Here is a 13547-nt window from a genome sequence, read left to right as displayed (position 1 = left end):
GGCTGTCCGCCGCGCCGGTTATGTCATCAGATCAAGGAGAACCGCCACCGTGAAGAGCACCGTCGAGTCCTTGAGCCCGACGAAGGTCAAGCTCATCGTCGAGGTGCCGTTCGAGGAGCTCAAGCCGAGCCTCGACGCGGCGTACCAGAGCATCGCCTCGCAGATCCAGGTTCCTGGGTTCCGCAAGGGGAAGATCCCGCCGCAGGTGATCGACCAGCGGGTCGGCCGGGGTCCGGTTCTCGAAGAGGCCATCAACGACGCGCTGCCGAAGCTGTACTCGCAGGCGGTCCAGGACAACCAGGTGAAGGCGATCGGCCGGCCTGAGGTGGACGTCACCGAGTTCAACGACAAGGAGAGCCTGCAGTTCTCCGCCGAGGTCGAGGTGCGCCCGGAGATCACGCTGCCGGACCTGGAGGGTCTGGAGGCCGAGGTCGAGGACATCGCGATCGCCGACTCCGAGGTCGAGGAGCAGATCGAGGCGCTGCGGCAGCGGTTCGGCTCGCTGAACCCGGTCGACCGGGCGGTGGCGGACAAGGACTACATCACCATCGACCTGTCGGCCAGCAAGGACGGCGAGAAGGTCGAGGAGGCCCAGGCCACCGGCCTGTCGTACCAGGTCGGCAGCGGTCAGCTGCTGGACGGCCTCGACGAGGCGGTCACCGGGCTGAGCGCGGGCGAGAGCAAGACGTTCGTCACGCAGCTGGTGGGTGGCTCGCTCAAGGGTGACGACGTCGACGTCGAGGTGACGGTGACCGCGGTCAAGGAGCAGGAGCTCCCGGCCTTCGACGACGAGTTCGCGCAGACGGCGTCCGAGTTCGACACCGCCGAGGAGCTGAAGGCCGACGTACAGGCCCGGCTGGAGCGCGGCAAGCGGCTCGAGCAGGCCGGCGAGGCCCGCGACGCGGTGCTGGAGAAGATCCTGACCCTGGTCGACGTGCCGGTGCCCGAGGGTCTGCTGACCGACGAGCTGGCCGCCCGCAAGGAGAACCTGGAGCAGCAGCTCGGGTACTCCGGGATGTCGTTCGAGCAGTTCCTGGAGGGCGAGGAGCAGACCCAGGAAGAGTTCGACGAGGACCTGAAGAAGCGTTCCGAGGACGCGATCAAGGCGCAGTTCGTGCTGGACCTGGTGGCCGAGCAGCAGGAGCTGAGCGTCAACGACCAGGAGCTCACCGAGCACATCGTCCGGCACGCACAGCGTTCCGGCGTCAGCCCGGACCAGTTCGCCCAGCACGCGGTGGAGAACAACCTGGTCCCGAGCCTGGTCTCCGAGGTCGTCCGCGGCAAGGCGCTGGCCCACCTGGTGGAGCACGCCAAGGTCAGCGACGCCTCCGGTAACGTGGTCGAGCTGAAGACCCTGCAGCCGGACGGCAGCTACGCCGACCCGGAGGCTGCCGAGGCGCCGGTGGAAGAGCCCGCCAAGGCCTGATCTGTCCGTCGAACGGCCCGGACCCCGCCACGGGGTTCCGGGCCGTTTCGCGTTGACAGCGAGCTGAAAGCGGTCCGGGCTAGCGTCACGCCATGACCTCCACCCGTCCCCTCGGGAGGTCCGCCCGGGTGCTGGCTGTCGTCGTACTGGCAGCACTCGCCGCAGGCGGCCCTGTGCCCGAGCAAGCCCAAGCAGCCTGTACGGCGGCCGCCGTGGCACCGGCGGCCGAATCAGCCGGTCGTATCGACCTGTTCGCCCGTGGCACCGACAACGCGCTCTGGCAGCGCTACTGGGATCTCGGCAACCCGTGGACCTGCTGGCAGAGCCTTCGTGGCGATCTGGCCTCAGCACCCGCTGCCGCGTCCCACGACGACCAGGTCGTCCACCTGAACGCCCTAGGACCAGACGGCCGCATCAAGGATCGCGCCTACGTCAACAACCAGATGTTGCTCGGTGGCTGGAGCATGTGGGGCGATCTGGGGACTGAGACCTTCGCAGCGGCCCCAGCTGCAGCCTCCTGGGGCACCGGCCACTACGAGGTCTTCGCACTCGACCAGAACAAACACCTCCAACACAACTGGTACCGCTTCGGCGAGCAGCGCTGGAGTGGTTGGTACGGCTGGCCGAACGACACCATGGAGTTCCAGGGCGCCCCGGCCGCGTCCGCCTACGCCAAGGACAGGCTGCACGTCTTCGCCCGTGGCATCGACAACCGCATGTACCAGCGCTTCCTCACCGCGCCCGGTGTCTGGAGCGGCTGGGTCCCGATGGGCGACAAGGAGTTCACCTCCTCACCCGGTGCGGTCTCCTGGGGCCCGGCGCACCTGGAGGTCTTCGCACTCGGTGCCGACAGCAAGGTCTGGCACACCTGGTACGACTTCACCGCCAAGGCCTGGACGACCTGGTACGTGCTGGACGGCGCCCAGACCTTCAAAGAAGCCCCCGCGGCCGCCTCCTGGGCACCAGGCCGCCTCAACCTGTTCGCGCTCGGTACGGACAACCGCATCTGGCAGCGCCACCTCACCGACCAGCCCGGCGTGTGGAGCGCCTGGGCGCCGATGGGGGACGAGCAGTTCACGTCAGGCCCGGCAGCGGCCTCCTGGACCAGGCAGGTGAACCAGTGACGACACGCAGGACGTTCCTGAAGCTTGGTGCGGCCTCCGTGGCCCTTCCAGCGCTTCTGACCACAGCCCAGGCCAAAACCGCCGCTCAGGCCGCCGTACCGCGGCTGCTGGCCGACGACACGTATCCGATCGGCTTCTTCTGGCCGCCGCCGTCCTCCGAGACCAACCTCGCCCGCTACCAACAGATCGCCGACGCGGGCTTCACCTTCGTCAACTCCGGCAACGACGTGCACGGCTGGGACAAGAGCCTGCCGATGCTGCAGCGCTGCGCGGACGTCGGGCTGACCGCACTGCCGTCCGACGACCGCATCAGCCAGGCCACCGTCTGTCCCGGCTGGCAGGACGAGATCCGCCGGGTCCGCGACCAGTACGCCGCCTTGCCCGCGTTCGGTGGATTCCGCCTGTACGACGAACCGGCTCCACGCCTCTACCCGCGGCTGCGGATGATCGCCGACGTACTGGCTGCCGCAGGTCCGACCGACCTGACCCACGTGAACCTGGTCCCGTTCTACGACCCGAGGCAGGAGGCGGCGTACAAGGACTTCCTGAACCGGTACGTCGACCAGTTCGCGCCCACGTTCATCTCGTTCGACCACTACCCCCTGCTGACCGACAACACCCTTCGACCGACGTATTTCCTCAATTGGGCGCTGATCCGGCAGGCGGGTCTGCAGGCTGGGCTCCCGACCTGGACGTACATCCAGACGCTGCTGCACGGAAACATGAAGTCGCCCACCCGGGAGGAACTGCGATGGCAGATCTCGATGAGCCTGGCGTACGGGTGCAAGGGCATCCAGTACTTCACCTACTGGCAGCCCGTCGGCAGGCCCGACTTCACCTTCGGTCCGGCGCTGATCGATGCGCAGGGGCGTCCGACCGAGAAGTACGGCTGGGCCAGGACGATCAACACGACCTGGCTGCAGCCGATCGGCCGGCAGCTGAAGCACCTGGTGAGCGAGTCGGTGGTGCACGCGAACGAGGATCCGCTGCCGCTGGGGGCGACCAGGTTCAGTCCTTCGACTCAGCTGCGCTCTGTTGCTGGTGATCCGGCCGTACTCGGCCAGTTCCGGACCGTGGCCGACGACGGCCGGCGCTGGCTCTTCGTGGCCAACCGCCGGTACGGCGCCGCCGCGAACGTCACGATCACCGTCCAGGCGGCGGTCGGCGCGGTCGAGGAGTTCGTCCCGGCGACAGGTGTCTACCAGCCGGTGACCCTGACCGCGGGAGCGTTCCGGGTCACGATCGAGGCTGGTTCGGGGCGGTTGTTCCGCCTCACCGGTGCGCCGTGAGCGAACACCTGTGGCCCAGCCTTAGGTCTGTCGCCGCCGCCCAGTAATGTCGGCTTCGTGAACGAGACATTTGCAGCCAGCCCCACCGCCGCGGGCGGCAATGGATCCGGCGGACACGACGACCACATCTACCAGCGCCTGCTGCAGAACCGGATCATCTTCCTGGGGTCCGAGGTTCGCGACGACAACGCGAACGCGATCTGCGCGCAGATGTTGCTCCTCAACGCCGAGGACCCCAACAAGGACATCTGGCTGTACATCAACTCGCCGGGTGGCTCGGTGGACTCCGGCATGGCGATCTACGACACCATGCAGTGGATCTCCAACGACGTCGCCACGGTGGGGATGGGCCTGGCGGCCTCGATGGGCCAGTTCCTGCTCTGCGCCGGCGCGAAGAACAAGCGCTACGCGCTCCCGCACGCCCGGATCATGATGCACCAGCCCTCCGGCGGTATGGGTGGTACGGCGTCCGACATCAAGATCCAGGCCGAGCAGTCGCTGCACCTGAAGGCGCTGCTGTTCAAGCTGATCTCCGAGCACACCGGCCAGCCGCTGGCGCAGGTCGAGGCCGACGCGGACCGCGACCGCTGGTTCACCGCCGACAAGGCCAAGGAGTACGGCTTCATCGACCACGTGGTCAACAGCGCCGCTCAGCTCAGCTCCGGCAGCCCGAACTCCTGATCTCCCACCGACAGAGGACGCACACATGAACTACTTCATCCCGCAGTGGGAGGAGCGCACGTCGTACGGCATGCGCCGCATCGACCCCTACACCAAGCTGTTCGAGGACCGGATCATCTTCCTCGGCACGCCGATCACGGACGAGATCGCGAACGCCGTGATGGCGCAGCTGCTCTGCCTGCAGTCGATGGACTCCGACCGCGACATCAGCATCTACATCAACTCGCCCGGTGGTTCGTTCACCGCGCTGACCGCGATCTACGACACCGTGCGCTACATCAAGCCGGACGTCCAGACCGTGTGCCTGGGCCAGGCCGCCTCGGCCGCCGCGGTGCTGCTCGCCGCCGGTACGCCGGGTAAGCGGCTGGCGCTCCCGAACAGCCGGATCATCATCCACCAGCCGGCCACCGAGGGCACCTACGGGCAGTCCAGCGACATCGAGATCCAGGCGAACGAGATCCTCCGGCTGCGCGCGCTGCTGGAGAAGATGATCGCCGACGCCAGCGGCAAGTCGCACGAAGAGGTCTCCCGTGACATCGAGCGGGACAAGTTCCTGACCGCCGAGCAGGCGATCGAGTACGGCCTGATCGACGACGTGCTGCAGACCCTGAAGCCGGTTCCGGCCGGAGTCTGACGCATTCGGCGGTGAGCCCCGGCCCGGGGCTCACCGTTCACTCCCGGCCCGGCGGCCGCTGTCAAGGCCCCGCCGCGTTCGCCACCGGCGTAGACACAACCCGGCCCAGAGCGCGGTGTTTCGGCTCCTGACGGGGTACCGTCGAAACAGGTTCGGGGGTACCTGTTCGACTGCTCAGAGAAGGGATCTGTCCCGGTGGCACGCATAGGTGACGGCGGCGACCTGCTCAAATGCTCGTTCTGCGGTAAGAGCCAGAAGCAGGTCAAGAAGCTCATCGCCGGTCCCGGCGTCTACATCTGCGACGAGTGCATCGATCTCTGCAACGAGATCATCGAGGAAGAGCTGAACGAGGGCTCCGAGGTCGGACTCACCGAGCTGCCGAAGCCGCGGGAGATCTACGACTTCCTCAATGCCTACGTCGTCGGACAGGACGTGGCGAAGAAGGCGCTCGCGGTGGCGGTGTACAACCACTACAAGCGGGTCCGCGACGGTCAGGGCTCCTCGAGCGCCGGCCGGCACGCGAAGGACGAGGCCGTCGAGCTGGCCAAGTCGAACATTCTGCTGATCGGCCCGACCGGGTGCGGCAAGACCTACCTGGCGCAGACCCTGGCCCGGATGCTGAACGTCCCGTTCGCGATCGCGGACGCGACGGCGCTGACCGAGGCCGGGTACGTCGGCGAGGACGTCGAGAACATCCTGCTGAAGCTGATCCAGGCGGCCGACTACGACGTCAAGAAGGCCGAGACCGGGATCATCTACATCGACGAGGTCGACAAGATCGCCCGCAAGAGCGAGAACCCGTCGATCACCCGCGATGTCTCCGGCGAGGGTGTCCAGCAGGCGCTGCTGAAGATCCTGGAGGGGACCACGGCCAGCGTGCCGCCGCAGGGCGGCCGCAAGCACCCGCACCAGGAGTTCATCCAGATCGACACCACCAACGTGCTGTTCATCGTCGGCGGTGCGTTCGCCGGTCTGGACCACATGGTGGAGCAGCGGGTCGGCAAGAAGACCCTCGGGTTCAACGCCTCCCGTGAGGTGGAGAAGCCGCGCGAGGTCGGTGGGTACGCCGATGTGATGCCGGAGGACCTGCTGAAGTTCGGGCTGATCCCCGAGTTCATCGGCCGCCTCCCGGTGATCACCACGGTCTCCCCGCTGGACCGCGACGCGCTGATCAAGATCCTGTCCGAGCCGAAGAACGCGCTGGTCAAGCAGTACCGGCGGCTGTTCGAGATCGACAACGTCGAGCTGGAGTTCAGCGAGGACGCGGTCGAGGCGATCGCGGACCAGGCGCTGCTGCGCGGCACCGGTGCCCGCGGGCTGCGCGCCATCATGGAGGAGGTGCTCCTCAACGTGATGTACGAGGTGCCCAGCCGTGAGGACGTCGCGAAGGTCGTCGTCAACCGCGGTGTCGTGCTGGAGAACGTGAACCCCACGCTGATCCCGCGCGACCAGGTCGAGCGCAAGCGCGAGCGGCGCGACAAGACCGCGTAACTATCACTCGCACGAGGGAGGCCGGGTCCGCCGTACGGCGGGTGCCCGGCCTCCTTCTCGTGGTGGACGCGGCCGGAGTTCGGCACTCCCTAGTGTCGGCGGCATGAGGCAACGAAGAATCGTTCGAAGTCTGACCATCGCCGCCACCGCGTTCGCCCTGGTCGTACCGGTGACCGCATCCGCTGCCGCACCACAAGCAGGCAAGGCCGGTACGCCGAAGCTCGCCGTACCGAAGATCAATTGGGGTACCTGCGGTCCCGCGCCGGAGCTGAAGCCGTTCCAGTGCGCCTCGGTCGAGGTGCCGACCGACTACGACCGGCCGAACGGGCCGACGACCACGATCGCGCTGACTCGGTTGCCCGCCAGTGACCCGGCCAGGAAGATCGGGTCCCTGTTCACGAACCCCGGCGGCCCGGGTGGTCCCGGCGTACCGTTCATCCAGCAGATCGCGCAGGTCCTCTACTCGCCTGCGCTGCGGGCGCAGTTCGACATCATCGGCTTCGACCCGCGCGGCGTCGGCAAGTCGGATCCGGCGACCTGCTACCCGACGGCTGCCGAGGAGGCGGCCGCGCTCGGTGCGATCAGTTCGTTCCCGGTGACGGCCAAGCAGGAGCGGGCGTTCATCGCCGCCGCGGCGAAGCTCGCGGTGAAGTGCCAGACCACCTCACCCGACCGCTTGCGCCACTACTCGACGGCGAACGTTGCCCGCGACATGGATCTGCTCCGGCAGGCCGTCGGCGACCAGAAGCTCTCGTACGTCGGCTACTCATACGGCACGTATCTCGGTGCCACCTACGCGAAGCTGTTCCCGAACAACATCCGCGCTCTCGCGCTGGACGGCACGCTGCTCCCGGAGTGGTACTCCGGCTCGAACGGCGAGCGGCAGCCGGTCGGAGCCCGCATCCGCCAGGGTGAGGGCGCCTCGGACAGCTACCAGCAGTTCCTGCTGGAGTGCAAGAAGGCCGGCCCGGCCTGTTCGCTGAACGCTCTCGGCGACCCGCGGACGGTCACGGAGACCACGCTGGCACGGCTGAAGACGAACCCGGTCGAGCTGACGCTGCCGGATGGTTCGAAGTTCACCGTCGACTACGCCCAGGCCGTCATGGTCATGTTCCAGCAGTTCTACTCGTCCTACGGCTACCCGGAGCTGGCTGACCTGGTGGTGCTGCTGGCGAATCTCAGCAACCCCAAGGCAGCCAAGGCCAAGGCCGCACCGAAGGCACCCCAGGCGCTGATCGGGTGGAACCAGCGCAAGGAGGAGTACGAGTCGGTCGGCAGCAGCCTGCAGCCGTGTATCGAGACCAAGCAGACCGGCCGTCCGCTGGCCTACCCGGCGTACGCCGACGCTGCGGACGAGCGCGCACCGCACTTCGGCCGGTTCCGGGCCTGGGTGGGCATCCAGTGCGAGTTCTTCGGGCTGAAGGACAGCGACGCGTTCCTCGGGCCGTGGCAGAACAAGGTCAAGGAACCGGTGCTCGTGTTCGGAACCCGGCATGATCCGGCCACGCCGTACCAGGCGACCCGTCCGTACGCGAACCTGTGGCCGGACGCACGGATGGTCACGATCGAGGGCTGGGGACACTCCACCAGCCTCGGCGGGAGCAAGTGCGCCGACGAGTTGCTGACCACGTACCTGACTACGCTGAAGGCCCCGGCCGACGGCACCACCTGCCAGCAGGACCGCAAGCCGTTCGACCCGCTGCCGACGGGTAAGTCGGTGGCCGGTCTGATTCGGTGACCGAAAACTAGTGACAACCGGGAGTGTGACCAGGCAAACTGGAAGCGCTCCCGGTCTCAGTTACCGGCCCCTTTCGCCCCAAAGGAGCAGTACATGCGATGGATTGCCCGCGGCCTGGTCACGGCCGCACTTGCCTTCGGCGTGATCATTCCTGGCAGCGCTCCCACGGCCAGCGCTGCCACCGAGCTGATCACGAACGGCGCCTTCACCACCAGTACGGCGAACTGGTGGGGGAACAACGTCCCGATCAGCGTGGACGCCGGGCAGCTCAAGGCCGCCGTACCCGGTGCCACCACGAACCCGTGGGACGCGCTGGTCGGCCAGAAGGTCCCCGCGTTCCCCATCGTTCAGGGTCACAAGTACATCCTGGCCTTCGACGCTCGCGCCTCGGCTGCCCGGACGGTTCGGACCACGGTTCAGCTCAATACGGCGCCGCACACCGACACTCTCGGCAAGTCGTTCGCGGTCGGCACGAAGACGCAGCGGTTCGCGTTCGGCTTCACCGGTAAGTTCGACACCACCCAGGCCGAGCTCACCTTCCAGCTCGGCGGTCTGGCCGGCGGCGCCTATACCTTCTGGCTGGACAACGTCTCGTTGATCGATCTGCACGGCACGCCCGCGGGCAACCCGGTCTCGCAGACCAACGGCTTCCACGTCGACCCGCTCTCCAACCCGAAAGAGTGGGTTCGCCTGAATCCGAACGACACCAGGGCGACGACGATCAACAATGCGCTGGCCAGTAAGCCGATGGCCCGCTGGGTCGGTGGCTGGGTCCCCAACGTGGCCGACGCGGTCCAGCAGTACGTCGGTCCGGCGAACGCGGCCGGTAAGTTGCCGGTGCTGGTCGCCTACAACATTCCGGGTCGCGACGCCTGCGGTGGCCATTCCAGCGGTGGCGCGGGCAATGTGGCGGCGTACAAGGAATGGATCCAGACGTTCGCCGCGGCGATCGGTACCCGCCCGGCCCTGGTGGTGGTGGAGCCCGACTCGATCGGCGACATCGGGTGCATCAAGACCGAGGAGGAGCGCACCTTCCGGTACGAGATGCTCGACTTCGCGCTGCAGACCTTCAAGGAGTTCGCGCCGAACACCTGGACGTACGCCGACGCGACCAACAAGGGCTGGGGTTACGACATCAAGCTCCCCGAACTGTCCAACCGGCTGAAGCTGGCCGGGGTGGCGAAGGCGCACGGGCTCGCGGTCAACGTGTCGAACTACTACTTCACCAACGAGTCGGTTGCCTTCGCCAACGACCTCAACACCCACCTGGCGACGCCCAAGCCGTTCATCGTCGACACCAGCCGCAACGGCAACGGGCCGGGCAACGAGCCGGTCGACCCCTGGTGCAACCCGCGCGGCCGCAAGCTCGGACCGGTTGCGCAGCAAGGCGGCGGTGCGGAGATGCTGCTCTGGGTCAAGGTGCCCGGTGACTCCGACGGCGTGTGCAACGCATCGACCGAACCGGCCGGCAAGTTCGATCCCAAGCTCGCGACGATGCTGATCAACGGCTGACAGTCAGGTCGTCCGGCCGCAGCGTGGCGACCAGTTCGCCACGGCTGCGGACGCCGACCTTGGCGAACGCCGCCTTCAGATGGTCCTGGATGGTGTGCGGCGAGATCGACAAGCGATCGGCGATCTCGGTGGTCGTGTGCCCGGAGATCACCTCGAGGCAGATCTCGCGTTCGCGCATGGTCAGCCCGTACGCCGCCAGCAGCATGCCGACCAGGTGCTGACCTGAGGCGGGCTCGATGGTGACGACGACCTCGGACTGGTCGTCGTCACTGATCAACCGGCTGCCCTGCAACATGACCCAGCCACCGGACGCGGTCTGGACACGGGCCTGGAAGGTGCCGCTCTCGGCGACTCGCGTCCCGGTCACCACAGCCTGCAGCAGTACGGCGAACCGTCCGGGGGCGATCTGGTCGAGCTCGTCCTGCCAGGTCTGGGCGGCCGCGGTGACTGCACGCGGTTCGCCGTTCGGCCCGGTGACGACGATCGACGGGCCGGCCCCGCCGCGGTAGCCGTGGGCGTCCGTGCGGACCGCGACCCTGGTCGCTGCGCCGATCGCCGGCGCGACTGCGGCCAGGAACTCCAACTCCCGATCGCTGAAGTCGGCACCGGACCGGACGAACCCGGCCGCACCCCAACAGTCGCCGTCGACGAGGAACGCCGTACGGACCTCGTGGTCGAGGCCGAGCGGCCGCCACACCTCGTTCAGCCGGCGATGCCCGACCACCTCGCGATGTGGCAAGTCGGACAGCCTGGCCACCTCCTGCGCGCGGCGAGCCAGCTCGGCAAACGAGTTCGGTACGTCGCCCGCGTACTCGGTCTGAGCCAGCAGTGGCTCGTACTCCGGTGGAATCCGGTCCCGGCCACCCGTCATCGAGCTGATCACCAGGGTGCCCGGGTCGATGGCGGCCCAGCAGGTGAGCTCGCTGGTCACGACCGCGGCGACGAGCTCGATCGCGGCGGTGTGCAGCGCCTCGACGCCCAGTCCGGACGTCGCGAGCGCCGCAATATCCCGGCGCGCGGTCCGCGCGCGACCCTCCCACATGGGCCCAGTATGCGCCGCCGTACCGGGCCCGCCTATCCCTGAATTGTGGGGATCCGAGCGGCTGCGGGATGCCCCGTTCGCCGGGATGGCCGGTCGCCGTCCTGCTTCCTACCGTCGCCGGTATGACAGTTCATCTGAGTTCAGCAGGAACCGGGCAGGAGTACGTCGCGCCGGACGCGACTGTGACGGTGAAGATCGGGGCGGAGCACACCGATGGCGAGTTCGAGGTGTTCGAGATCGACGCGCCGCGCGGTCCCGGCGGCCCGCCGCACACGGAACCGTGGAGCAAGGCCTTCTACGTGTTGCAGGGCCGGATCCTGGTCCAGGCCGGTAACGAGGGCTACGACCTCGGTCCGGGCGCCTCGATCAGCATCCCGGCCGGGACCGTCAACACGTTCTCGGTCCTCACCCCGAGCGCGAAGTTTCTCGCGTTCAGCCGGACCGGCGGGATGAGCGCGTTCTTCGCCGAGCTCACCACCGCCGACCAGACCGACTACGCCGCACTCGGCGCGGTCGCCGAGCGGCACGGCGTCGAACTGGTCCGGTCATGAGTACGGCGACGCAGGTGCTGGCCGTGGTGATCGCGGCGCTGCTGGCGATGGTCTGGGTGATGGAGTCGTTCCTGTACCGGCATCCGCGGCTCTACCCGTTGTTCCTGACCAAGCCGGCCGACTTCGACGCGGTCCGGCTGTGGACGGTCAACCTCGGGTTCTACAACCTGACGACGGCGGCCGCCCTGGTGGCGGGCGTGATCCTGGCCCGGAACGGTCACGTCGAGGCCGGGCAGGCGCTGGTGGTGTTCACCGCCGCCCAGCACACGTTCCTGTCGGTCGTGCTGCTCGTCGTCGAACGGAGGCTGTGGCTGAACACGCTGATGGAGGGCATCCCGGCGCTGGCACTGCTCATTTTGGCCGTGGACTGAGCAGAACCGAACCAAAAGGTAGGAAAGTTACGACGATTGCGCGAAGATGGCCACCGCACCACGAACGCTCAAGGTTTCCCGGATGTCAGCGTCCACGTCATCCGTCCGGGAAACCCCCGCCCTGAGTACCCGTGAAGGTGAGGCCTCATGAGCCCAATCAGTCGCAGAACCCTAGTCCTCGGCGGACTCGCCGCGGCCGGGGTCACCGCCCTCCCGGTCCGCTCTGCCGTGATCGCAGCGACCGCAGCAGTCCCGTACCCGTTCCAGCTCGGTGTCGCCTCGGGCGACCCCGATTCGTCCAGCGTGGTCCTCTGGACCCGCCTGGCCCCCTCGCCACTGAACGCCGACGGCCTCGGCGGCATGGGGACCGCGGATGTGACCGTCGACTGGCAGGTGTCGACCACTGACACCTTCGCCACGCTGGTCGCGTCCGGCTCCGTCGTCGCGAAGTCCGCCTCGGCCCACTCGGTCCATGTCATCGCGGGCGGACTCAACCCCGACTTCGACTACTTCTACCGTTTCCGTGCTCAGGGTCACCTCTCACCGGTCGGCCGCACCCGGACCGCTCCGGCTGCCGGTACCAACGGCCGCGACCTCGTGATGGCGTTCGCTTCCTGCGCCCACTACGAGGAGGGCTACTACACCGCCTACCGGCGGATGGCCGAGGACAACCCCGGTCTGATTCTCCACCTGGGCGACTACATCTACGAGTACGGCGCAACGACCGGACGGCCGCGGTTGCACGCGGGAGCCACCGAGATCGTGTCGCTGGCGGACTACCGGCGCCGGTACGCGCAGTACAAGAGTGACTTGGACCTGCAGGCCGCTCACGCGGCTGCGCCCTGGATCGTCGTACCGGATGACCATGAGGTCGAGAACAACCGAGCCGGGAACATCCGGGCCGACAGCACGCCTGCTCTGACGGCTGCGCAGTGGACGGCTCGGCAGGCAGCGGCGTACCAGGCGTACTACGAGAACATGCCGCTGCGGCCGGCGCAGGTGAACGGTGGCGCTGCCATCCAGCTCTACCGGCGACTGCAGTGGGGCAAGCTGGCGACGTTCCACATGCTCGACACGCGGCAGTACCGCAACGACCAGGCCTGTGGCGACGGGTGGAAGGTCTGCTCGGATGCTGACCTCGCCTCGCGCAGTCTGCCGGGTAACGCTCAGGAGACCTGGCTGCTGAACGGTCTGAACGAGCACACCGGCACCTGGGACATCATCGGGCAGCAGGTGTTCTTCGCCCGCCGGTTCAACGCGACTGGCGCGAGCATGGACTCGTGGGACGGCTACCGCGCTTCACGCGCCCGGATCCAGCAGGGCTGGGTGGACCGCGGTACGCGCAACCCCGTCGTACTGACCGGTGACGTGCACCGTGCGTGGGCCAGTGACCTCAAGCAGGACTACGCGAACGCCAACTCGGCGACGATCGGCAGTGAGCTCGTCTGCACGTCGGTGTCGTCCGGCGGGGACGGAGACGGGGCTACGGCGATCCCTGATGTGGGGACGAACCCCTGGCTGAAGTTCTTCAACAACCGACGCGGCTACGTCCGTACGACGATCAGCCCGACCCAGATGCGGGCCGACTTCCGCGCTGTGGCCAAGGTGTCGGAGCACGGCGCGGCAGCGACGACCGTGAAATCGTTCGTCATCCAAGAGGGTCAGCCCGGATTGCAGGCGGTGTGACG

General features: G+C 67.6%; 12 protein-coding genes. 11 read left to right on the top strand and 1 reads right to left on the bottom strand.

What is annotated here, in order from left to right:
- Nucleotides 1–49: 49 nt before the first annotated feature.
- The 8 genes from tig to ACFCV3_RS01360 all read left to right on the top strand — a co-directional run bounded on the left by tig (nucleotide 50) and on the right by ACFCV3_RS01360 (nucleotide 9895).
- Complete coding sequence (gene tig, locus ACFCV3_RS01395) at nucleotides 50–1426, top strand: trigger factor (RefSeq protein ID WP_376025049.1); 1377 nt, start codon at nucleotides 50–52, stop codon at nucleotides 1424–1426.
- Between the two features lie 92 nt (nucleotides 1427–1518).
- Nucleotides 1519–2550, top strand: coding sequence for a hypothetical protein (locus ACFCV3_RS01390; RefSeq protein ID WP_376025047.1), 1032 nt, complete (start codon nucleotides 1519–1521; stop codon nucleotides 2548–2550).
- The gene (locus ACFCV3_RS01385) at nucleotides 2547–3839 is read left to right on the top strand and encodes a hypothetical protein (protein ID WP_376025045.1); all 1293 of its coding nucleotides are present in this window, start codon (nucleotides 2547–2549) and stop codon (nucleotides 3837–3839) included. The genes ACFCV3_RS01390 and ACFCV3_RS01385 overlap by 4 nt, the downstream gene beginning before the upstream one ends.
- A 57-nt stretch (nucleotides 3840–3896) precedes the next feature.
- Complete coding sequence (locus ACFCV3_RS01380; RefSeq protein ID WP_376025043.1) at nucleotides 3897–4520, top strand: ATP-dependent Clp protease proteolytic subunit; 624 nt, start codon at nucleotides 3897–3899, stop codon at nucleotides 4518–4520.
- A 25-nt stretch (nucleotides 4521–4545) separates the two neighbouring features.
- Nucleotides 4546–5154 (top strand): ATP-dependent Clp protease proteolytic subunit, encoded by a 609-nt coding sequence (locus tag ACFCV3_RS01375; protein WP_132410342.1) that lies wholly within the window; start codon nucleotides 4546–4548, stop codon nucleotides 5152–5154.
- Nucleotides 5155–5349: 195 nt separating this feature from the next.
- Nucleotides 5350–6645 carry an ATP-dependent Clp protease ATP-binding subunit ClpX gene (gene clpX / locus ACFCV3_RS01370; RefSeq protein WP_376025041.1) on the top strand — a complete coding sequence of 432 codons (1296 nt, stop codon included), beginning with the start codon at nucleotides 5350–5352 and terminating at the stop codon, nucleotides 6643–6645.
- Between the two features lie 103 nt (nucleotides 6646–6748).
- Nucleotides 6749–8383, top strand: coding sequence for an alpha/beta fold hydrolase (locus ACFCV3_RS01365; RefSeq protein ID WP_376025039.1), 1635 nt, complete (start codon nucleotides 6749–6751; stop codon nucleotides 8381–8383).
- A gap of 93 nt (nucleotides 8384–8476) precedes the next feature.
- The gene (locus tag ACFCV3_RS01360; RefSeq protein ID WP_376025037.1) at nucleotides 8477–9895 is read left to right on the top strand and encodes a glycoside hydrolase family 6 protein; all 1419 of its coding nucleotides are present in this window, start codon (nucleotides 8477–8479) and stop codon (nucleotides 9893–9895) included.
- Here ACFCV3_RS01360 and ACFCV3_RS01355 read toward each other — a convergent pair.
- The gene (locus ACFCV3_RS01355; RefSeq protein ID WP_376025035.1) at nucleotides 9885–10937 is read right to left on the bottom strand and encodes a LuxR C-terminal-related transcriptional regulator; all 1053 of its coding nucleotides are present in this window, start codon (nucleotides 10935–10937) and stop codon (nucleotides 9885–9887) included. The genes ACFCV3_RS01360 and ACFCV3_RS01355 overlap by 11 nt on opposite strands.
- Nucleotides 10938–11059: 122 nt before the next feature.
- Here ACFCV3_RS01355 and ACFCV3_RS01350 point away from each other — a divergent pair, with 122 nt between their 5' ends.
- The 3 genes from ACFCV3_RS01350 (at nucleotide 11060) to ACFCV3_RS01340 (ending at nucleotide 13545) form a co-directional block, all read left to right on the top strand.
- On the top strand, nucleotides 11060–11488 hold the full coding sequence (locus ACFCV3_RS01350) for a cupin domain-containing protein (RefSeq protein ID WP_376025033.1): 429 nt from the start codon (nucleotides 11060–11062) through the stop codon (nucleotides 11486–11488).
- Nucleotides 11485–11859, top strand: a complete 375-nt coding sequence (locus tag ACFCV3_RS01345) for a DUF1304 family protein (protein ID WP_376025031.1) — start codon at nucleotides 11485–11487, stop codon at nucleotides 11857–11859. Before ACFCV3_RS01350 ends, ACFCV3_RS01345 begins: the two co-directional genes overlap by 4 nt.
- 147 nt (nucleotides 11860–12006) lie before the next feature.
- On the top strand, nucleotides 12007–13545 hold the full coding sequence (locus tag ACFCV3_RS01340; RefSeq protein WP_376025029.1) for an alkaline phosphatase D family protein: 1539 nt from the start codon (nucleotides 12007–12009) through the stop codon (nucleotides 13543–13545).
- Nucleotides 13546–13547: the final 2 nt, after the last annotated feature.

Origin of the sequence: Kribbella sp. NPDC056345, assembly GCF_042262745.1 — a bacterium.
GTDB lineage: Bacteria > Actinomycetota > Actinomycetes > Propionibacteriales > Kribbellaceae > Kribbella.
This window is presented reverse-complemented; position numbering and strand designations above follow the sequence as displayed.

Bases quoted from the DNA above. Each gene is read 5' to 3' on its own strand.
- ACFCV3_RS01390 (WP_376025047.1), top strand. From the start codon at position 1,519: ATGACCTCCACCCGTCCCCTCGGGAGGTCCGCCCGGGTGCTGGCTGTC.
- ACFCV3_RS01345 (WP_376025031.1), top strand. From the start codon at position 11,485: ATGAGTACGGCGACGCAGGTGCTGGCCGTGGTGATCGCGGCGCTGCTG.
- ACFCV3_RS01365 (WP_376025039.1), top strand. From the start codon at position 6,749: ATGAGGCAACGAAGAATCGTTCGAAGTCTGACCATCGCCGCCACCGCG.
- ACFCV3_RS01355 (WP_376025035.1), bottom strand. From the start codon at position 10,937: ATGTGGGAGGGTCGCGCGCGGACCGCGCGCCGGGATATTGCGGCGCTC.
- ACFCV3_RS01350 (WP_376025033.1), top strand. From the start codon at position 11,060: ATGACAGTTCATCTGAGTTCAGCAGGAACCGGGCAGGAGTACGTCGCG.
- ACFCV3_RS01360 (WP_376025037.1), top strand. From the start codon at position 8,477: ATGCGATGGATTGCCCGCGGCCTGGTCACGGCCGCACTTGCCTTCGGC.
- ACFCV3_RS01340 (WP_376025029.1), top strand. From the start codon at position 12,007: ATGAGCCCAATCAGTCGCAGAACCCTAGTCCTCGGCGGACTCGCCGCG.
- ACFCV3_RS01375 (WP_132410342.1), top strand. From the start codon at position 4,546: ATGAACTACTTCATCCCGCAGTGGGAGGAGCGCACGTCGTACGGCATG.